Here is a 20,582-nt window from a genome sequence, read left to right as displayed (position 1 = left end):
TCTAAACGAACTCGAAAGCATTTCTTACAAAGTTCTTACAAATGGCCAATCGACGCAGGCAGCGTTACGATAAAGACAGAGCCATGGCCAAGCTCGCTTTCCACCACAACGGAGCCGTGATGCATCTCGACGATCTTTTTCACCAGCGACAGCCCAAGGCCGCTTCCCCCAACCTTGCGGCTTCTGGCCTTGTCTGATTTGAAAAAGCGGTCGAAAATAAGCTCATGCTGATCGGCGGCAATGCCGATCCCGGTATCCTTGATCCGGAATTCCACCATGCCCCCCAGTTCCCTTAAAGCAATATCGATCTGACCGCCTTCCGGCGTAAACTTGATGCTGTTGCTGATCAGATTGATCCAGACCTGACTGAGCAGATCCTCATCGGCTTCCACGTAGACATCGTCAAGATCTGCGTTAAGTTCAATGGATTTCCCCGTCCACTGCGGTTCGCAAGAAAGAATAAGCGTTCCGAGCTGTCGGTCCAGCCGGTAACGCTTAGGCTCGAAGGGATGCTTCTCCGAATCAAGCGAGGCAAGCCGGAGCAAATTCTCGCTGAGCTTGGACAGCCTGGAGCTTTCCCCTTCGATAATACGCAAATATTTCATCCTGGTGTCAGAATCAATCGACTGATTCTGCAGCGCGCGCGCAAAACCGCTAATGGATGTTAGCGGTGTCTGAATTTCATGCGAAACGTCGGAAATGAACTCCTGCCGCAGCTCCTCCAGCTTCTCGAGTCCGTCCGCCATCAGGTTAATCTCGTCGAGAATCTCCATGTACCTTGGATCCATCTTGCCGAAGTTGAGACGCACCTTGAAATCGCCTTGCGCAATCCGTCTAAGCGCGTCTCTCATCGAATTCGTAAATTCCTTCTGCCTTTTGTGAAAAAAGAAGAATCCGATTAATTGGATCACAATGCCCATTAAAAAGAAACCGCCCAGCAAATTTAGAAGTTGAGCGACATAATGATGTGGAGTCCAATGGATTTGGTTGTATAACCAATGGCTAAAAAAATAAACGGCAGTCCAGCATGCCGTAACAAACGAAAGCATGAGGCTGAATTGGCCGATTCTCACGAGAACTTTAAGCACAAGCTTCAGCTTATCCTTCAACCCTGCACCTCCAGACGATAGCCCAGACCACGGATCGTCGCAATACGGAAGGTATGCAACGCTTCAGGGAATCTTTCGCGCAGCCGATTGATATGAACATCAAGCGTCCGTTCATTCCCCTCGAAATCGTACCCCCATATTTCTTCAATCAGCTGTCCGCGCGAGAACGATTGCCCCGGATAACTGGCCAGCTTGAACAGAAGCTCGAATTCCTTAAGCGGAAGCGTCATGCTCTGTCCATTGACCTGAACCGCATAAGTCTTCCGGTCAAGAATAAGATCCCCCGCTTGAACCGTCTGCGAAGACGCGATTCTGTAACGTTTAAGCAGCGCCTTCACCCGCGCAATCAACTCCAGCGGTTCAAACGGCTTCACCAGATAATCATCGGCGCCCAGCTCGAAGCCCTTCAGCTTCTGAGCCGTTTCCCCTTTCGCCGTCAGCATAAGCCGCGGCAAATCATAATGATCGCGAATCTCGGCGCAGAGCTCCCAGCCGTCCATGTTCGGCATCATGACATCCATAATGACCAGATCCGCTTTAGCGGACTCCAATATCCTCAAGGCATCTACGCCGTCACAGGCTTCCAGCACCTCAAATCCTTCAACCTTCAAGTAATGGCTGATTAACTCCCGAATATGCACATCGTCGTCAACGACCATAACGCAAGCCATGTTCATTCTCCCTTTCCGTTACGAGATTTTCTCTAGCCGTAATTGCTGGTTGGCAAATTCGCGATAGAGCTCATGGGATTGCAGCAGCTGTTCATGCGTGCCTCTTCCCGTAATCGTTCCCTTCTCGACAAACAAAATCTGATCGGCATCCACCACCGTGGACAACCGATGCGCGATAACCAGCGTCGTGCGCCCAGCCATCAGATTATCGAGAGCCTGCTGCACGACAATCTCCGATTTGCTGTCCAGGCTTGAAGTCGCCTCGTCCAGCATCAGAATTTGGGGATCGCGCAGAATCGCCCTTGCGATTGCAATCCGCTGGCGCTGCCCGCCGGACAGCTTGATGCCGCGCTCGCCAACCTCCGTCTCGTACCGGCCGGGAAGCTCGTCAATAAAAACATCCGCATAAGCCATTTTCGCGGCTAGTTCCATTTCCTCATCGGTAATCGTTCTGCCCGTGCCGTAAGTGAGATTATCCCGGATCGTCCCGGCAATAATCGGGCTTTCCTGCGAGACATAGCCGATCTTGCTGCGCCAGTCATGCAGGGATAGAGCAAAGATATCCTCCTGCCCTATGCGAACCGTACCCTGCTGCGGTTGATAAAACCGCTCAAGAAGCGAGAACAGGGTTGTTTTCCCGCCGCCGCTTGGACCAACGATCGCCGTCACCGTACCCGGCCGAAGCGTAAAATCGATATTCCGGAGAACATCATCCTGCTCGCCGTATGCAAACGTGACATCCTCGACTACAATCGGCTGTCTTGCGTCAAGCAAAGGACGACCTTGGTGCATTGGCTCTTCGTCCGAATGCAAGGTAGCGATAATCCGCTCCGTCGCTCCGATTGCCTTCTGCATTTGCGTGAAAAATTGCGAAATCTGGTTAATCGGAAATACAATTTGGATCAAATATAGGATAAACGCGACCAAATCACCGGCAGTCAGCTCGCCAGACGATACGCGCATTCCGCCGTAAGCAATAATCAGAACAAGCATCCCCATCATGACCAGCCCTACAATCGGAAAAATAACCGCCTGCAGCTTGCCTTCCCGGATGCCGAGACCAAGCAGCTTCACGATGGAACGCTTGCCGTTGTTATATTCATAGTCTTCCGCATTTGACGCTTTGACTAATCGAATTTCCGACAACGCCTGATCAAGCACGGTCGTAAACGCTGCCGTCTCGTCTTGAAGCTCTCTCGAAATCTTCGTCATCTTCCGGCCGACCGGAATAAAGATCAGCATCGCAACCGGTAAGGCCGTCAGCATCAGCAGCGTCATTTTCCAATCAAGGAACATAAGGATCGTTACCGCGCCAATAATCGATATCAATCCGTTAAAAAATCCGGTCAAATGCTCCGTAATCAATCCTTTGACGATTCCCGTATCATTGATTACCCGGCTTACCGTATCCCCTGTCCGGTGTTTATCGAAATAGGGCACGGTCAAGACCAGCAGCTTCTTCCATAGCCGGTCGCGCAGGCTTGCGACAACGCTTTGCCCGACCCGGTTCAGAAGGTAGATGGATACCCCGGATGCCGCCGCCTGCCCAAGAAAGGCCAGGCATAGCCCAATAATCTGCGTCGTGCTTATATCGGTAATGGAAAAGCTGTCCACCACATTTTTCGTTAATAAAGGTACCGCCAGCCCAACAACGGTAGAGATAACGCTTAATCCTACCGCAATTCCAAGCAGCCATTTCGAAGGCTTGGCGTCCAGCATCAGCTTCAAAAACGGACGCCAGCTGCCTCCGTCCTTGCGCTTCTTCTCTTTTCGCATTGTTTTCCTTCCTCTCCCGCAAGCATTCTAGTCACTTGGAAGAATACTACGCCATTGTAAACCCAATTTAAACAAAAAAGCGCCAGAGCAGCAATTGCTCTGGCGTTGTCATCTTTGCTAGATATGAAAATTTATTGGGAAAGGCGAAGAGCCAGATTGTACATTTCCATATTAAACGGCTTCTTGGTGTTAACAACCGTATCAATGTCGGTAGTAACCAGCTCGCCGCGTACGATGCCGCAGGCTTTGCCGGACTCGCCCTCCATCAGTTGATGAACCGCAAAGTCGCCGAGACGGCTTGCCAGAATCCGGTCCATCGCCGTTGGCGTGCCGCCTCGCTGAATATGACCAAGGACCGTCACGCGAGGCTCAAGACCGCAGCCCTTCGTAATTTCCCTTGCCACGTCTTCACCGCGACCGGCGCCTTCGGCTACGACTACGATACTGTGGCGTTTGCCTTTGGCAAAGTTGCTCTCCATGCGCGCGGACACTTCAGCCATGTCGATTGGCACTTCCGGAACGATAATCGTTTCCGCGCCGCTCGCAAGACCCGCATACAAAGCGATATCTCCGCAATGGCGTCCCATAACCTCAACAACGGAAGAACGTTCATGGGAGGACATGGTATCGCGGATTTTGTTGATCGCGTCAACTACGATGCTGACAGCCGTATCGAATCCGATCGTGAAATCCGTAAACGGAATATCGTTGTCGATAGTGCCCGGCAGACCCATTGTCTTGATGCCAAGCTTGCTCAATTTGTTGGCGCCTTGATAAGAGCCGTCGCCGCCAATAACAACCAGGCCGTCAATTCCGCGCTCGCGCAGAACCTCGGCACCGCGCTGTTGGCCTTCGGGAGTAGTAAACTCCTTGCAGCGAGCCGTCTGGAGAATCGTGCCGCCGCGTTGGATAATATCGCCTACGCTGCGAAGATCCATCTTGAAGAGGTCGTCGTTGATCAGACCTTGATAACCGCGTTGAACGCCATATACGTCGAGACCATTATACAGAGCGCTCCGGACAACGGCGCGGACCGCCGCGTTCATGCCTTGAGAGTCGCCTCCGCTCGTTAGTACAGCAATAGATTTTACAGATGACATAATCATTCCTCCAAGTATTTTATCTAAACCTGTTGTCTTCGAATCCAGATGCTGTTGACCAAAAAAAACAGGCGGGTAAGCGGGCTTTTTTTCATCAGCTTGCGGGATGCGGCCAGCACATCCGATTGGGTACGGACCTTGGGATCGGATAGGTAAAGGGCTAGCAGCCCTTCGATAATTAGCCGGTGGAAGCCGGCTGCAGGGAGCTTTTTCACATCTTCCCTGGCCCTATCGACAATCGTGACAATCCGTTCGACAAGCTGCTGCTGACTGTCATAATAATGACAGAAATTCAAATCGCCGCCGGCTCGGTCTTCTTCCTGGTCGATCAAATAATCGAGCATGATATGAAGGCCGCACACATGCGGAAAATATATATTTTTAATTGCTTCCGCGTCTTCCGGACGTAACGTCTTGTCGCTCGCCGCAGCAAACAGCATAAACATGCCAAGCGTCGAGCCCGTCGCGGCTGCAAATTCATTCCAATATAATCCGGGATACCTGTCGGCGTAAGACTCCCACCAGTTAAGCAGTCTCTCCTCGCGCAGGTCCTTGCGGATATGCTTATACACCTGAAGATCGGTATACAAGCCAACAAGCTCCGTAACATGCGGCTGTGCCGCGGCATACGAAGGCAGCATCGAAACACAGTGTTGACATAAATTTACCAAATGATGCAAATAACCGCCATCGTTCCGCTCCTGGCGCAAAGCGTAATAATCCTTCACCGGCGCTGACGGGTCGACCGCATCCAGCATCGATTGATGGAGCAAACGGAAATCGTCCGGGTCTAGCGATGTACTGCGGTCGCATAGATTGTCCAGGTAATCGCTTATCGTCTGCAGCGCCACAATTAAAGGAATAAGAACATACCGCTCGTCCAAATTCACGGAGGCGTAGATCGCACCGCCCTGGCAATGAAACTTCTTGCTGTCCATGCTTTGAAGGGCCTGCAGCCGAAGCTCGGGATCCGGAATCTGCTCGGCCAGCCTGCGCAGCTTGCGCAGCTCGATATTCACTTCAGGCAATATGTACTTATAGACGCGGTGCATGAGCTTTAACGGGCGCTCGGGTACCCGATTGCCGGACAAAGTCATTACTCTCACAACGCACCCCCTTCTAAGACAGCCTTACGTATGCCGGCGGGAATCCAGCTCCTGATTCGTACGGTACCAGATATGCAAGTCGTTAATCCGGCTTGCGTATTCGGCTATCTCCGCATTCAATCGGCAAGACTCTTCGAAATTCTCTTCCTCGTACAATTGACTTTGCATACGGTTGATAACTCTCTCAAATTCCATAACCCGATCCGGTATTGTTCCCCTAATGAGCTCCCACCGTTCCACGATGTCCGACTGCTCCGCGGATGAGTACTGCTCCCAGTCCGCTTCAAGCACCGGCAATGCGATCAAGAGCCGCTCATTCCACTCAAACCGATACATCAACATTCGTGAACCTCCAGACAATAATGTACCATTTCGACAAGCAATAATCCAGCCTATCATGTATACTGTTAAACAATGTTGTTTGATAAGTACAGGCTTACGAAGCAAGAATTATCGCGAAGAACGCGCGTTAATTCTTTTCAGGAGGAAAACATATGGATCACTCAGACTGCGCGGCGCCTTCCGCAGCTACGGTCAAACGGGATACGCTTTCGCTCAGAGCCTTCAGCTTTGCGATGTACTCCACGCAGGCTCTGCTCATTTCTTACATTCCCTTGTATTTTATGGACCAAGGGTTCTCGGCGCATCAGATTGGCATTATTTATTCAACCGGCCCTTTTATCTCTATCTTTGCGAATCTGCTTCTAGGCATGGCAAGCGACAGGTTCCGGACGATCAAGAAGCTGCTTACGATTCTCTTGTTCGGGCAGCTGGTTATGATCTCTCTCTTGTTCCCGGTTCATCACTTTGCCCTGATCTGTCTCGTCATGACGGCCTTTTATTTCTTCCAGACACCAATGAACCCGCTTAGCGATAGCCTGATCCTGCTCGCCAGCCAGCACATTAAGACACCTTATGCGCTAATCCGCATATTCGGCTCGCTTGGTTTTGCCGTATCGGCTTACCTGTTTGGTTTAATCCTGAAAGGGATTGGCACGGAATGGACTTTACCGCTCGGTTTAGGCACGATAACCGTCACGATTCTATTATCGTTCTTCTTGAAGGATTACCATGGCAGCACCCGCAAAATCGATTTTTCAGGATTCTTCAAATTGCTTCGGAAGCCTGAAATCTTATTTTTCTTCTTCATTATATTGCTTGTCTCGATCAGCCACCGGATGAACGAAAGCTTCCTAGCCGTTGCCCTGCGGGAGATGGGCGCTTCGGATTCCCAGGTAGGGCTGGCCTGGCTGTTCTCCGCGATCAGCGAAATCCCGGTCTTGTTCCTGATGGGGAAATACGGACATAAATTCAAAGAGCTGCCGCTGCTCGTATTCGCCTGCCTGATGTATATGCTCCGGTTCTGGCTGGCTTCCGTGCTGGAAGACCCCCGCCTCGTGCTGAGCACGCAGCTTATGCACAGCGTCAGCTTCGGCATCTATTTTTCAACCGCGCTCCGTTACTTGTCGCAGCTTATCCCGGATGAATACCGCTCCTCCGGCCAAGCTGTCTATGCGGTTGTATGGTCAGGACTCGCCGGACTGATCAGCGGTACGGTCGGAGGTTATTTCTTCGAGCATTTCGGACGAAGCAGCTTTTATCAGATGGGAGCCGTGCTTGCCCTGATCTCGGCAATTCTGTTCTTCTTACAACATGTATTTGGACGAAATAACGCTTAAAGAACGAAAAAAGAGATCCTCTCGAATACGAGAAGGATCTCTCTTGCTCTCTTGCGTGCTTATAAGGGGTTGATCTTATAATTTAATGACGTTAGACGCCTGTGCACCGCGATTGCCTTGTGTAATTTCGAATTCCACCGACTGACCTTCTTCCAGCGACTTGAAGCCGTCGCCTTGAATAGAAGAATAATGGACAAACACGTCTTCGCCATTCTCTACCGAGATAAAACCGTAGCCTTTCTCAGCGTTAAACCATTTAACTGTTCCCTTCAACTTTCACTACCTCCTAAAATAACCGCCGCTTGAAACGACGAGTAACATCATTATATCTGCCTAATTTGGAAAAATCAACAAATTGAAATTCGAAGAAATTGATTAGAGCCCGGAATAAAAGGAAGACCCGAATTCAACAGCTCCGGTTCCCCGCCGTTTGCCGTAACGGATGCCAGCAATTCATCCATCCGTTCATACGGCTTCCACCCCAAGGAATACAGCGGGTAGATTCTTACTTCTCCGCCGGGCCTGCAAACCCGCATCAATTCCAGCAGGGATTGCCTGTGGAACTCAAAGCCAAACTGCTCCGCGTATAGAAAAAGAAAATGACTGCACAATACAAGCGAAAATGCATGGTCTTCGAACGGAAGCTCCGGCAATGATCCCGCTACATACCGGCTCCGCCCTTGCGCTGAATGCAAATGCCCGCGAAACCTCTCGAGCGATTGCAAACGACCTTCGCGATGCTGCTCCAGGCTGCCGTAATAGCTCCAGTCGAAATGCTCCCTCAGCTTATGAAGCTTTGCCGTAGAGGTCTCGATCTCGGCTGCCGCCTCCTCGAGCCACGCGCCGGTATCCTGCACATAACGGGGATCCGCTGCGGTCGCATCATAGCCGCGGCTTCCCGCATCCGCGGTGAACGAGGATCCGCCTCCTGCCACATCCAGCATCTTGCCCTTTGCCAGTACCCGCTCCGTTAACTCAAACATTCTCGCGTACTCGTCAAAACCCCGGCATGTCATAGCCACGCCAACCTGCTCGTATACCTGCTTGCTCATCTCCAACACGCTCCTCAACTCGGCTCTTCTCGTCTCTTCATTCCGCCTGCTTGAAGAATAGCCTAATTCTACCATCCGCTATTATTGATTTCCACCCCTAAATTTGGCTATGATGAACAGTATATCTTGGTTAGGAAGGTGGAAAAGCAACGATGTTTAAAAAACATGAAATTTTTAAAACCGATAAATACAATATGCTTACCGTGGAGGTTCAAGGCAAAACCTTGATCGTCCGCGAAATTTCCGATCAATGGGGCGAGGAGACCCACACCTTCGTCAGCCGTCCGGAAATGATGCATTGGGCGGAAAACCGGTTCAAGCCGGAGCAATTCGCAGGCCGCGAAGAAGAACGGGAAAAAATTCTGAAAGCGCTGAAAGAAGTATAATACGGCAGGAAATATTAACCTGTACGGCGAACACATATCGTTACAACACGGTGCATAGACAATAGACTAGCGCTTGCTTTCGTCATGTTTATGATTTCAGGAGGAACAGATGGGCTCCGTAAACGCAATTTTTATCATTTCCGCCTTCGTGCTTGGCGGCCTCGTTATTTTAAAGCGCGATTCCATGGCGCCACACCTGCGCAGGTGGATGGCAATCATCTCTATCGTCTTAATCGCATTCGCCTTTTTCCTTATTGTGTATAGCTTCTTTACAATGGGAACTTAGGTTCATGTTTGGAAGCATCGCCGGGCATACTAGGACAAATTGTGTTCCTGAGGTGATCTTCCGCGAATGAAATGGCTGCCTGTCGTACTAGCGTTATGCCTTGCTCCCGGTTCGGCATCCGCCGACGCCGGCAAGCAGGCTGCGTCCAATCACCAATCTTCTATATCAATACCGAGGAGGAGTTCGATGAATCACGTACCTAAGCGTTCCGAAACCGCAGTAGAATCCCGCTGGAAGCTGGAGGATCTGTTTGCCGACCAGGCTGCCTGGGACAAAGAGTTCGCCGAAGCGAAAGCTTTGATCAAGAAAGTCGGAGCTTTCGAAGGCAAGCTAAGCGATCCCGCGCAATTGAAAGCCTGCTTCGAGCTGGAAGATGAGCTCTCCCTGCATGTTGAACGTCTTTATGTCTATTCCAATATGAAGCATCATGAGGATACCGCTGAACCGGCTTTCCAGGCTCTGTCCGACAAGGCCAAAAAAATCAGCGTGGAAACCGGAGAAGCTCTTTCCTTTATCACGCCTGAAGTATTATCGCTCTCGGATGCCGAGCTTGACGCTCTGATTGAGAACAAAGATCTTGCGGTATTCAAGCATACGCTTGAAGAAATGCGCCGCCAGAAAGCGCATGTCCTGTCCAAATCGGAAGAAGCGCTGATGGCGCAGGTCGGCAACGTAAGTTCTGCTCCGGGTTCAATCTACAGCATTCTGAACAATGCGGATCTGAAGTTCCCTAAAGTGAAAAACGAAGCCGGCGAGGAAGTCGAATTGACGCAAGGCCGCTACATTCAGTTCCTGGAAAGCAAAAACCGCGAAGTGCGCGCGAACGCCTTCCGCACGATGTACGATACATACGGCAAATTAAAAAATACGCTCGCGACGACGCTGAATGCGAACGTTACGAAAAACATTTTCTATGCGCGGGCACGCAAATACCCTTCCGCGCTTGGCATGTCGCTGTACGGGGACAACATTCCGGAAAGCGTATATACGAACCTGATCGATACGATCCATAAGCACCTTCCGCTCATGTACCGCTATATGAACCTGCGCAAGAAGCTGCTTGGCGTTGACGAGCTTCATATGTACGATCTCTTCGCCCCGCTCGTTGAGGAATTCGATATGGAAATTTCGTACGACGAAGCGAAAAAAATCGTAAAAGAAAGCTTGAAGCCGCTTGGCGAGGATTATTTATCCGTGCTGCAGGACGGCTTCGACAACGGCTGGATCGACGTATACGAGAACGAAGGCAAACGCAGCGGCGCTTACAGCTGGGGCGCTTTCGGCACGCATCCTTACGTGCTGCTGAACCATAAAGACAACCTGAACAGCATGTTCACCCTGACGCACGAAATGGGCCATGCGCTCCATTCGTACTACTCGGATACGAATCAGAACTACCGCGACGCGCAGTACACGATCTTCCTTGCGGAAGTAGCGTCTACGCTGAACGAAGCGCTTCTGATGGATCATCTGCTTGGCAAGTCGACGGATCCGAAGGAAAAAATGTACCTGCTGACGTACTATGCGGACCAGTTCCGCACGACGGTATTCCGCCAAACGATGTTTGCCGAGTTCGAGAAAATCATTCACGAGAAAACCGAGCAGGGCGAATCGCTGACTCCGCAGGATTTGAGCAAAATTTACTACGACCTGAACGTGCTGTATTACGGCAAGGACATGGTTGTGGATAAAGATATCGAGATGGAATGGGCGCGTATTCCGCACTTCTACAACAGCTTCTACGTGTACAAATACGCAACGGGCTTCTCCGCCGCAACAAGCTTCTCGAAGCAAATTCTCGAAGAGGGCGCTCCGGCGGTTGACCGTTACCTCGGCTTCCTGAAGAGCGGCGGCAGCGACTTCTCGATCAATATCCTGAAGAAGGCCGGCGTTGACATGTCTTCCCCTGAGCCAATCGAGCAAGCGATGAGCGTGTTTGAGAGCTTGATTGAGCAGATGGAGGAGCTGACGAAGTAAACGGATCGGTTGGTGCTTTATTGGAGGATGAGGCTGTTCAGAGGACGGGAAAGGAACTCCTTCCGACGCTCCGCTCCTCCAGGAGTTCCTTTCCCTCTCTCTTCACCCTTTCATCGCCATGGTCCACCAAAAGCTCCTCTACTTCGTATAGAGGGGCGAGGAAGGCAGAAAAGACACAAGACAGACTCGGTTGATTTCGAGTCTGTCTTTTTGTGTTAGGAGATATTGTTTTTTTCTTATAGCAAAGTGATTAATTGCCTATTATTTTATAATAATTAGGATCGATGACGAGTCTTGCTTAACACCCTCGCATCAGAATGATTGGAGACAGTTTACTTCCCTTCCACCACTTCGGTGACAGAAGGGTTTTCAAACAGCGCCTGCTTTTCTTCTTTTTGACAACCAACGTACTACGCAAGGAACTTTATTCCTTCCCCATCCAAAAAAACGACAGCCGATACCGGCTGCCGTTCTTTCAACATTATTCTATAATGGCGACTGGGCGGGACCAGCCTCCGCTAGCTTTTTCCACTTTGATCGGGAAGCAGCATATCTTGAAGCCGTATGGCTGAGGAATTTGATCCAGGTTGGCCAATTTCTCGATCTGGCAGTATTCACGGTCCTTGCCGACAAAATGAGCCGCCCACAGGACGCCTTCTCTCGGATCCTGTTTGAACGATTCCGCTTGCAGGTTAAGCGGAATATCCCATCCCCATCCGTCGGTACCCACGACTTTAATGCCTTGATCAAGCAGCCACACCGTCGCTTCGGCCGATACCCCCGCATGCAGAAAGGCATAATGCTCGTGGTATAAACGTTTGTCCGCATCGCTGCGGATAAGAACGATATCAAACGGTTTTAAGGTGTAGCCAATTCGATCGAGCTCGGCTTTCAGATCCTCCGTAGTAATTTCGTAGCCCGGTGGCTTGGCGCTGAAATCGAGCAGTACGCCGTCGGAGAAGAACCACTCGAGCGGAAGCTCGTCAATCGTTCTGGCCGGCTTCCCTTCCGAAGTAGGCCAATAATGCCATGGCGCGTCTATATGAGTACCCGCATGCGTGTTCAAGGTTACCGTTTCCGTTGCCCACGCTTTGCCTTCCGGAAAATCCTCTTGCTTAAGCCCCAGTATGGCAGCCGCTTGCTGCGCCCCTGCCTCATGGCTCGAATAGTCGATTTTGGCAGGCAAAGGCTCTCTGATTGATGGGCTAATAGGTACGCTTAAATCAATTATTTTCATCACGTAATTCTCCTTGTCTCCCGATTCAAGCCCCATTATACCACAATCCGCCAACCGCCTAGTTTGAGATTACGTTAATAATCCTTGCAAGGGCAATCCAATCTACACTTCGCCCCAGTAGATCTCAGTCTCGTAATCGAAGGAGATTAGACCATTTTTCTCGGTAGCGTCAAATAGCTTCCGCAGCTCAACCATTAAAGGCTCGTGGTTAGGATGGCCGGGCAGCGGCATGTAGGAGGAAGACGACATCCGCCCGCTTACTTGCTCGAAGTTAAGCGGACTTAATAACGGGAAGGTTGCTTTACGGAGTTCTCCGTCTTTGAAAAACGGCGTAAGGGCGTCTCGGGAAATATTTTTATGACCCACCTTCTCGTAATCGATGCCGTATGTCCGGAGCAGCAGGTCGTAACCTTCCAGGAATGGGGTGCCGGTTGTTAAACGCGAGTTCCAGATCAGCACGGCTTTGCCGCCGGGCTTTAGGATCCGGTTGAATTCGGCTTTAGCAGCGGGACGGTCAAACCAGTGAAAGGACTGGGCGCAAACGATAAAATCAACCGAGTTGTCCGCAAGACCGGTGTCTTCGGCTGAACCCTGTACCGCCTGAAACTCGGGATATCCGCTTAATTGATCAATGGCGGCCTGGCGCATATCCGGGTTAGGCTCAACGGCAATCACCTTGCTGCCTTGCTCCAGCAATAGCCTGGTGAATATGCCCGTTCCCGCTCCCACATCGGCAATGACGGATTCCGGACGAAACCCGATTGTCCCGTACAAATAGTGAATAACCTCGTCCGAATAGCTCGGACGGTATTTCACGTACTGATCTACCCGGTCGGAAAAACGCTCCTTGCTGTTCATCGATTCGTCATCTCCTAATCTATTATTAGTATTTATAGCCACTGCAGAAATTCGAGACGGTTTCCAAATGGGTCGCTTAGATAGAATCGCTCTACTCCTTCATCAGACCGCGCATGATCATCAATCACTTGAATTCCCTCTTGAAGTAAATACTCCCGCAGCGCGCATAAGTTCTGCACCTGAAAGGCGGGATGAGCTTTTCGGGCGGGAATAAAGTCGTTTTGAACCCCGATATGCACCTGATGCGATCCGCATTGAAACCAAACTCCGCCGCGTGCAATCAGACTTTGAGGCTTTGCTATCTCCTTCCAGCCAAGCAATTCTCCGTAAAAGCTGCGCGCATCCTTCTCGCAGTCTTCAGGAGCCGCTAACTGAACATGATCGATACCAGTGAATAAGAAAGACAACCTCTCACCGCCCTTAGTTCCATCATGCGAAACATAGTTTCAATTTATAGTTCCATTTTATAGGAAAACCATGCAAGAATCCAGTCACTTCGAACAAACAAGAGTAAAAAAAGACCCCTGCGGAAGATTAGCTGTCTTCAAGCTAATCTTCCGCAGGGGATTGTTTTAAAAGAGGGCGCCGATGGCCCAGCCAAGCAGGCCGGCGAAGACCGACGACAGGAGATTTACCCTGTCGTTGTTCAGCGCGGCCAGGCCGCGCACCCGCTCTGCCGCCGTCCCGCAATGGACGGCGCGCTCGGTCTCGCTGCCGCATACCCGGCAGCGGTACATGGCCTGGCCGGTGGCGCCGAGCGCCGAGTCGGCGAAGCATCCGGCCAGGCCGGCGGCAGCGGCGGCGATGATTACCGCCGCCGCGCCGCCGGGGGCGCTGCCCGCAGCTGCGTCAGCCTGCTGCGGGAGCGCCAGCAGCGCAGCGCTGACGCCGCCGATGAAGGCGGCGCCAGCCAGCGCTGCAAGCGTGCCGAGCGGCGTAACCGCGCCGCTCGTGCCCGGCTTTACCCGCTTGCCGGTCGTGATCGATCGCGGCGCGGTACGGCTGAGGGCTCCGATTTCCGTGGCCCACGTATCCGCGTTTACGGCGGCCATCACGCCGATATAAGCAAACAGCCAGGCCGTATCCGGCCAAAGCGCATTGCCCGCGCACATGAGCAGGCCAATGCCGCCATTGGCCCAGACCTGTCCGGCGTCCCGCCTGCCGGTCTTCTCGTAATTCGCTTCCGCGGCGGCTTTCGCCCGGTGGCGTTTCTTCCACTTCGACCATAGGGTCGAGGATACAAAGAAAGCAATCAGGCAGCCGAACCAGACCGGCTCGCCTAACGTCACGAAGCCCGTCCCCATAATCATGGCAGACCATGCGCCCGAGCCCGATAATGAACGTGCTCGATAAGCAGCAGCGGCAATCAATCCGCTCCCGACAAGACCCGCAAGCAGCCTCAGCCACCACTCGTCTACCCAACCAACCATAATCCTCGCTCCTTAGCATTAAACAAATGGATAGTCGGTTTTTAGCCCTACAATCCATCATTCTGCCTGATTTCCATGTGCTGATAGGCTGATTTCAGCCTATCAGCCTCCGTAACTATCATCTTATAAAACTGCTTATCCAGCCAGTTTAAACCCCTGCCAGACTGTTCTCAGCCCGACAGGGGTCCACAGCTTGCTTCTGTTACACGCCAACCTGCTGCATCGCTTTTTGCCAGCGGTCGGGATAATTCGTGCAAATCATCAGCTCCGGATCAAGCGCGATCAGCTTGCGGATGGAGCGTTCGTCGTTAGGCGTCCAGGCCATCACCTGGATACCGGCCTGCTTAAGCAGCTCCAGGCGGGAGGAGTTGAGCCGGCCATGCTCGATCGACAGGAACTTGGCACCAAGCTGTTCCAGTTCTACAGGCAGCGAGTTGCGCCAGCCATCGAGGATTAGGCCCGTAAGGATGCTGCCGCCAGTCCGTTTATGTACATTAAACAATGTCCCGGCATGGAACGACGTTATCACTGCTTCGTCCTCCATGCCGTAGTCCTTCAGCAGCTCAATTACATAATCTTCGAGCTTCGGGTAACGGATCCCATCCGTCTTCAGCTCGATATTAAGGCGAATACGCCCACGGGCCTTATCGAGCACCTGACTAAGCGCAGGAACGCCTTCTCCCTTGTACAGCGGGGAAAACCAGCTCCCGGCATCCAAAGCCTGCAGCTCGGCAGCCGTCAGACTTTTTACGTCGCCGCGCCCGTTGGTTGTCCGCTTCAGCTTGTAATCATGGATAACGACGGGTACATTGTCCTTCGACAGCTGCACATCCAGCTCGATCCACTCGATATCCGGCTCGTCAATCGCTAATTGAATGGCTGCTAGCGTATTCTCCGGAGCGCGTCCGGACCAGCCCCGATGCGCAACACATGCATTTCTCATTAGGCGCTGACCATCCTTTCGCTTCCCTTATTTCGCTGCAATCGTGCCGTCGCCGCGCACCCTCGCGCCAAACGACAACGCCGTTAGATGATCCAGCAGCGTCTTCGCTTTGTCGCCCTCAACCGGCTTGGGCTGGGCAAGATTGTTGTTCATGGGATCAAATTTCAGATCGCAGTCACCGGACTTGGAGCAAACCGCGTTCAGTACGCCTGTATCTGCCGTAGCCCCTTTTGGATACGCGCTAAAAATAAAATTGCCCAAGCTGTAAGCAATCCACTTGCCTTTGTACTGCTCGAATCCTTGCAGCACATGCGGATGGCTGCCAATGACAAGATCCGCGCCCGAATCGATATATTCCCGCGCAAAATCCCTCTGGTATTGCTCAGGCTGTTCAGCCCGTTCAATCCCCCAGTGAACCATGACAACAACAAGATCGGCCTTTTCCTTGGCTTTCTTGATCGCAGCTTTGGTTCTTGTCGTATCGTAGGTCTCGGCTACGCCAGCGCGGTTTTTATCCGCTTTCCAGTCGCCCGTCGGCACAACCCGGCTGACGCCGATATAGGCAACCTTAATGCCGTTTGCTTCCTTAATAACCGGAGCAAAAGCCTCCGTGTCGTTCTTGCCGGCCCCTACATGGTTAATGCCGGCTTTGTTCAAATTAGTCATCGTATCCAGCAAGCCTTCAACCCCTTGATCCAACGTATGGTTGTTGGCTAAGGTTACGATATCGATACCGGAATCCTTCAGCGCCGGCAGCGCGCCCGCATCGCCTTTAAACACAAATTGCTTGTCTTCGGCAGGCACTCCGCGGCTTGTCACCGGATATTCGAGGTTCGCAGCCGTCAGATCCGGCTCGCTTAGGTGAAATAACGCTTCCTTGTACGGATAGTCGTCTCCGTATTGCTTCATCATGTCGCCAACGCTTGCCGCCAGCAGAATATCTCCTACAAAGGCTAGACTTACCGTATCGCCGGACGCTCCGCCGCCTGCGGAGCTGCCTCCTGACGCTGGGGTGCTTGAGTCGTTTTGTCCGCCTGAACTGTCCCCATTCGTTCCGCCATTATCCGTACCGTCGGTATTTCCGTTGTTGGCTGCGGAAGTTTCTTCCGGCGCAACACTTGCCTCAGGGGTTGCCTCAGATGAGGAATTGCCGGCTGCGTCAGCATTAGTCGGTTCTGGGGAATGACCGGCTGCGGCCGATTCTTCCGTCTGCGGCTTGCTCTTCTTATGGAATAAGCCGCCGTCCTCGGCAGAGGCCCAAGCCGCGATTAGAACGACAATTAGGCCAACAATCATCAAATTCACGGTTAACAGAAGGCGAAATCTTTTTTTGCGTCTTCGTTTTTCATGCTGATGCGCTTCAGAACGGGATGCGTACATGGATCGGCTCCTTCCAGCCAGAATATCCCTTCCATTATAGCAAGGTTAGTTCTAGATTGCGAAGGTTTCATAGAGTCGATAGAATTTCGAGAGCCGCTTCTTTCCCCGATCGGATGCAGTCCGGCAATCCTACTCCGCCAAAAGCTGCGCCTGTTACGTATACGCCCGGAAGCTCCGCTGCCAGACGATTGCGAAGAGCTGCCGTATTCTCCAGATGCCCTACAGGATATTGCGGCATCGAGCGCGGCATACGTGTTATTTCCGTAAAAATCGGAACGGCATCGATACCCAGCACCTTCTGAATATCTTCAAGCACGGCCTTTTTCAACTCTTGATCCGGAAGCTTAGCCACCTCTTCATCGCCAGCACGGCCTACATAGCACCGGAGCAGCACCTTATCGTCGGGACTGGTATGCAGCCATTTGTTTGATGTCCAGGTACAAGCTGTAATGCGCAGTCCCTCCGAGCGCGGCACAAGGAAGCCCGACCCGTCAAAGTCTCGGTCAAAAGTCGATTTCTCAAAGGCCATAACCACATTTGCGACGGATACATAGTTGATGGCCCGAAGCTCGTTCACGTCCACAAGCGGCTCCAGCAGATCTGCCGCGCGGAAAGCCGGCACGGTAACGAGCACCCGGTCTGCGGGCACGATCTCGCCCGACTCTAAAATAACCTCGTAATTAGAAGCTGCATCCTCGCCATTAAGAGGGTTGATCGCCACGACGGCATCGCCCAAACGCCGCTCTACGCTTTGCAGAGCTTTATCAAGAGCCTTTACTATCGTGGACAAGCCTTCTTTAAAGCTTAAGAAAACACTGTTCTTCAGTTCTTCCGGCAAATAATCCGGCGCTTGATGCGGCGCTTTGTTCTTTTGCTGCATCTGCGTTCCCCGAATAAGGCTGCCGTATTGGCGTTCCGCCTCCGCAAACTGCGGAAATGTCGCCTGAATACTCAGCTTGCTAAGGTCCCCCGCATAGATACCGGCAAGAAGCGGCTCCGAAATATGCTTTACAATCTCGGCGCCAATTCTGCGGGACAGAAAATCGCCAAGCGATTCATCTCCGTCCGGTGCCTCAGACGGCATCTCCAAATCCTCAAGCGAACGGGCTTTGCCTTCATCCGACAACAAAGTCGTCTGCATAAACGTATCGAGATTCGTCGGAATGCCAAGCACCATGCCCTTCGGCATCGGATGAAGCTTGCCTCCTCGCATAATATAAGAGGTTTTGCCGTTTTCGTTTTGCGCGGTCAGCTCATTCTCGATGCCAAGCTCCTTCGCCAGTTCAATCATCGGCAGTTTGCGCGACAGGAAAGAATCCGGCCCCTTCTCGATGACGAACCCGTCACGATGCAGCGTATTAATTTTTCCGCCAAGAACAGGCGCGCCGTCCACAATCGTCAGCTTCACCTGTTTGCCTTGCCGCTCCGCTTCCCGCTGCAAATAAAAAGCGGAGCTCAGTCCGCTGATCCCCCCGCCGATTACGACAATTCGATCAACCATTCCGATTCTCCGCATGCTCTTCATCCTTTCCCTATTCCAAAGAACCGGCGCCCATAACCGATTCTGCTAACGTTTCCATATACAGTGGGTCTCTATTCAACATCGTTATCCGTTCAAGCGTAATTCCCAATTCGGCTGCAGCCTGCTTGGCTTCAAGATCCAGATCGTACAGCACCTCCAGATGATCGGATACAAATCCGACCGGGGCAACCAGTACGGCTTTAATCCCTTCATCCGCGAGCACCTTCAGCGTATCCAGAATGTCCGGTCCAAGCCAAGGCTCTCTCGTGCGTCCTGCGCTTTGCCAAGTAAACTGCCAATCCTGCGCTTCCACGTTCGCCAGCTTCGCAACCGCATCCGAAGTGGCCAGGAGCTGCTGCTCATACGGATCGCCCATCTCTCGGATTTTTTCCGGAAGGCTATGCGCGCTGAACAATACTTTAACCGGTGCTGCGTTGCCGGACGATTCCGCCAGACGCTGCAAGCCGTCCGTTACGCGTTCGCTAAGGGCTTGCAGCAGCTTAGGATGAAGATGGTATTCTTTGACGAACGACATCTTAATGCCAAGCTCGGCTGCTTTCTCTTGCGCGCGCTTATTATACGAGCCTACGCTCATGATCGAATAATGCGGCGCAAGCACAATGCCTACCGCTTCCTTAATACCATCGCGCGCCATTTGCTCCACGCCGTCTTCGATATAAGGAACGGCATGCTTCAATCCCTGGTAGCAGACGTAACGGCCCGGCGCAAGCTGCTCCAGCTTATCCTGCAAGCCTGCTACTTGCCCGTTTGTATTCTCGCGCAGCGGGAATACGCCGCCAACGATCGCTTCATAGCGGTCGGTCAGCTCTTTCAGCTGCTCCGGCGTTGGCGCGTGGCCCCGGCGGATATGGGTGTAATAGGCTTCAACATCATCAAGACTTTGCGGCGTGCCATACGACATCACCAGAACGCCAATCTTGTTATTCCTCTCAGACATGACTCGTTTCCTTCCCCTCTCGCGCTGCAATAGCTTTCTCCGAATAGGAGTGAATGAATGCCGTCAACTCTGTTAATTTCTCGATAGATGCTTCCGGGAACAGACCGTGGCCCAAATTAAACACAAAGCCCGGCTGCTGAATGCCTTGGTCAATAATCTCTGCCGCATACTGTTCGATAACGCTCATGGGCGCAGTCAGAATAACCGGATCCAGATTGCCCTGTACCGCGTACTTACCGTCCAGACGGCGGCGGCCTTCCGGAATCGATACGCGCCAATCAAGACCGATAACGTCAGCCTTCAGCTTGCGCAGCTCCGGCAAAAGCTCTCCAGAGCTCACGCCCGGGAAGTAGATTTTCGGCTGCGGCAGATCCGACAGCTCGGCAAAAATCCGCTCGATCGTCGGCAGTACAAACTTGCTGAAATCGGCAGGCGTAAGCGCCCCTACCCAGCTGTCGAACAATTGGAATGCCTTGCCGCCGTTTGCCATATGGGCGCGCAAATAAGCGATAACCATATCCCCAAGCTTATCCATAAGGCTGAACCAGACCTTCGGCTCGCTGTACATAAGCGCTTTGGTCCGCAAATAATTTTTCGAAGGTTTGCCCTCGATCAAATAACTTGCGATCGTGAACGGAGCGCCGGCAAACGTAATAAGCGGCACTTCCAGCTCCTTGTCCAGTATGCGGATCGTCTCCAGCACATGGCCCAGATCGCCTTCTACGTCAATTGGCTTTAAACGCTCCACATCAGCCGCCGCGCGAATCGGATTGTGAATAACCGGTCCTATGTTGGCAACGATGTCGAAATCAATCCCGATCGAGGCGACCGGGTTCATAATATCCGAATATAAAATAGCCGCATCCACGCCAAGCTTGCGTACCGGCATCATCGTAACTTCCGCCGCTAGCTCTGGCTGCTTGCAAATTTCGAGCAATGAATATTTCTCTTTAATCTTACGGTATTCAGGATCATATCGTCCTGCCTGACGCATGTACCAGACCGGTACAGTGTCTACAAGTTCCTTCCGGCATGCCCGAATGAAACGGTCGCTATAGCTCATGTTGCCGTTCCTCTTTTCTTTAATTTTTCACTAATTTCCATTATGCCCT

General features: G+C 52.1%; 20 protein-coding genes. 3 read left to right on the top strand and 17 right to left on the bottom strand.

The window, feature by feature from the left end; all coding sequences use genetic code 11:
- Positions 1 to 35: 35 nt before the first annotated feature.
- From EV294_RS04525 to EV294_RS04500, 6 genes are all read right to left on the bottom strand, one after another.
- Positions 36 to 1,109 carry a sensor histidine kinase gene (locus tag EV294_RS04525; RefSeq protein ID WP_132304208.1) on the bottom strand — a complete coding sequence of 358 codons (1,074 nt, stop codon included), beginning with the start codon at positions 1,107 to 1,109 and terminating at the stop codon, positions 36 to 38.
- The gene (locus EV294_RS04520) at positions 1,106 to 1,780 is read right to left on the bottom strand and encodes a response regulator transcription factor (RefSeq protein WP_132304206.1); all 675 of its coding nucleotides are present in this window, start codon (positions 1,778 to 1,780) and stop codon (positions 1,106 to 1,108) included. Before EV294_RS04520 ends, EV294_RS04525 begins: the two co-directional genes overlap by 4 nt.
- Positions 1,781 to 1,798: 18 nt before the next feature.
- Complete coding sequence (locus tag EV294_RS04515) at positions 1,799 to 3,556, bottom strand: ABC transporter ATP-binding protein (RefSeq protein ID WP_132304204.1); 1,758 nt, start codon at positions 3,554 to 3,556, stop codon at positions 1,799 to 1,801.
- 131 nt (positions 3,557 to 3,687) lie between these two features.
- Entirely contained in the window at positions 3,688 to 4,656 is a 969-nt protein-coding gene (pfkA, locus tag EV294_RS04510; protein ID WP_132304202.1) for a 6-phosphofructokinase, read from the bottom strand.
- A gap of 23 nt (positions 4,657 to 4,679) precedes the next feature.
- Positions 4,680 to 5,753, bottom strand: coding sequence for a tetraprenyl-beta-curcumene synthase family protein (locus EV294_RS04505; RefSeq protein WP_132305288.1), 1,074 nt, complete (start codon positions 5,751 to 5,753; stop codon positions 4,680 to 4,682).
- 33 nt (positions 5,754 to 5,786) lie between these two features.
- Complete coding sequence (locus EV294_RS04500; RefSeq protein WP_132304200.1) at positions 5,787 to 6,104, bottom strand: hypothetical protein; 318 nt, start codon at positions 6,102 to 6,104, stop codon at positions 5,787 to 5,789.
- Between the two features lie 152 nt (positions 6,105 to 6,256).
- Between EV294_RS04500 and EV294_RS04495 the strand changes: the two genes are divergently transcribed.
- Positions 6,257 to 7,441, top strand: coding sequence for an MFS transporter (locus tag EV294_RS04495; RefSeq protein WP_132304198.1), 1,185 nt, complete (start codon positions 6,257 to 6,259; stop codon positions 7,439 to 7,441).
- 75 nt (positions 7,442 to 7,516) lie between these two features.
- Here EV294_RS04495 and EV294_RS04490 read toward each other — a convergent pair whose 3' ends face one another.
- Positions 7,517 to 7,714 (bottom strand): cold-shock protein, encoded by a 198-nt coding sequence (locus EV294_RS04490; RefSeq protein WP_127496577.1) that lies wholly within the window; start codon positions 7,712 to 7,714, stop codon positions 7,517 to 7,519.
- 74 nt (positions 7,715 to 7,788) lie between these two features.
- The gene (locus EV294_RS04485) at positions 7,789 to 8,493 is read right to left on the bottom strand and encodes a class I SAM-dependent methyltransferase (protein WP_132304196.1); all 705 of its coding nucleotides are present in this window, start codon (positions 8,491 to 8,493) and stop codon (positions 7,789 to 7,791) included.
- A gap of 152 nt (positions 8,494 to 8,645) precedes the next feature.
- Between EV294_RS04485 and EV294_RS04480 the strand changes: the two genes are divergently transcribed.
- Positions 8,646 to 8,879 (top strand): hypothetical protein, encoded by a 234-nt coding sequence (locus tag EV294_RS04480; protein ID WP_132304194.1) that lies wholly within the window; start codon positions 8,646 to 8,648, stop codon positions 8,877 to 8,879.
- A gap of 472 nt (positions 8,880 to 9,351) precedes the next feature.
- Entirely contained in the window at positions 9,352 to 11,142 is a 1,791-nt protein-coding gene (gene pepF / locus EV294_RS04475) for an oligoendopeptidase F (RefSeq protein ID WP_132304192.1), read from the top strand.
- Between the two features lie 481 nt (positions 11,143 to 11,623).
- On the opposite strand, the gene EV294_RS04470 is transcribed toward pepF, so the two are convergent.
- The 9 genes from EV294_RS04470 to hemE form a co-directional block, all read right to left on the bottom strand.
- The gene (locus EV294_RS04470; RefSeq protein WP_132304190.1) at positions 11,624 to 12,379 is read right to left on the bottom strand and encodes a cyclase family protein; all 756 of its coding nucleotides are present in this window, start codon (positions 12,377 to 12,379) and stop codon (positions 11,624 to 11,626) included.
- Between the two features lie 102 nt (positions 12,380 to 12,481).
- A complete protein-coding gene (locus EV294_RS04465; protein ID WP_132304188.1) occupies positions 12,482 to 13,237 on the bottom strand; it encodes a class I SAM-dependent methyltransferase in 756 nt (251 codons plus the stop codon).
- Between the two features lie 32 nt (positions 13,238 to 13,269).
- Entirely contained in the window at positions 13,270 to 13,644 is a 375-nt protein-coding gene (locus tag EV294_RS04460; RefSeq protein WP_132304186.1) for a VOC family protein, read from the bottom strand.
- A 165-nt stretch (positions 13,645 to 13,809) separates the two neighbouring features.
- Positions 13,810 to 14,667, bottom strand: a complete 858-nt coding sequence (locus tag EV294_RS04455; RefSeq protein WP_132304184.1) for a DUF92 domain-containing protein — start codon at positions 14,665 to 14,667, stop codon at positions 13,810 to 13,812.
- A 202-nt stretch (positions 14,668 to 14,869) separates the two neighbouring features.
- Positions 14,870 to 15,610 (bottom strand): glycerophosphodiester phosphodiesterase, encoded by a 741-nt coding sequence (locus EV294_RS04450; protein ID WP_132304182.1) that lies wholly within the window; start codon positions 15,608 to 15,610, stop codon positions 14,870 to 14,872.
- 27 nt (positions 15,611 to 15,637) lie between these two features.
- Positions 15,638 to 16,990: a CapA family protein gene (locus EV294_RS04445; RefSeq protein ID WP_132304180.1), complete on the bottom strand. Its 1,353-nt coding sequence runs from the start codon at positions 16,988 to 16,990 to the stop codon at positions 15,638 to 15,640.
- A gap of 67 nt (positions 16,991 to 17,057) precedes the next feature.
- The gene (gene hemG, locus EV294_RS04440) at positions 17,058 to 18,506 is read right to left on the bottom strand and encodes a protoporphyrinogen oxidase (RefSeq protein WP_243711561.1); all 1,449 of its coding nucleotides are present in this window, start codon (positions 18,504 to 18,506) and stop codon (positions 17,058 to 17,060) included.
- A 16-nt stretch (positions 18,507 to 18,522) separates the two neighbouring features.
- On the bottom strand, positions 18,523 to 19,470 hold the full coding sequence (gene hemH / locus EV294_RS04435; protein ID WP_132304178.1) for a ferrochelatase: 948 nt from the start codon (positions 19,468 to 19,470) through the stop codon (positions 18,523 to 18,525).
- Complete coding sequence (gene hemE, locus EV294_RS04430; RefSeq protein ID WP_132304176.1) at positions 19,463 to 20,533, bottom strand: uroporphyrinogen decarboxylase; 1,071 nt, start codon at positions 20,531 to 20,533, stop codon at positions 19,463 to 19,465. Before hemE ends, hemH begins: the two co-directional genes overlap by 8 nt.
- Positions 20,534 to 20,582 lie beyond the last annotated feature (49 nt).

It is taken from the genome of Paenibacillus sp. BK033 (assembly GCF_004345425.1).
Classification (GTDB): Bacteria; Bacillota; Bacilli; order Paenibacillales; family Paenibacillaceae; genus Pristimantibacillus.
The sequence above is the reverse complement of the archived record's forward strand: the minus strand, read 5'-3'. Positions and strand labels throughout refer to the sequence as shown.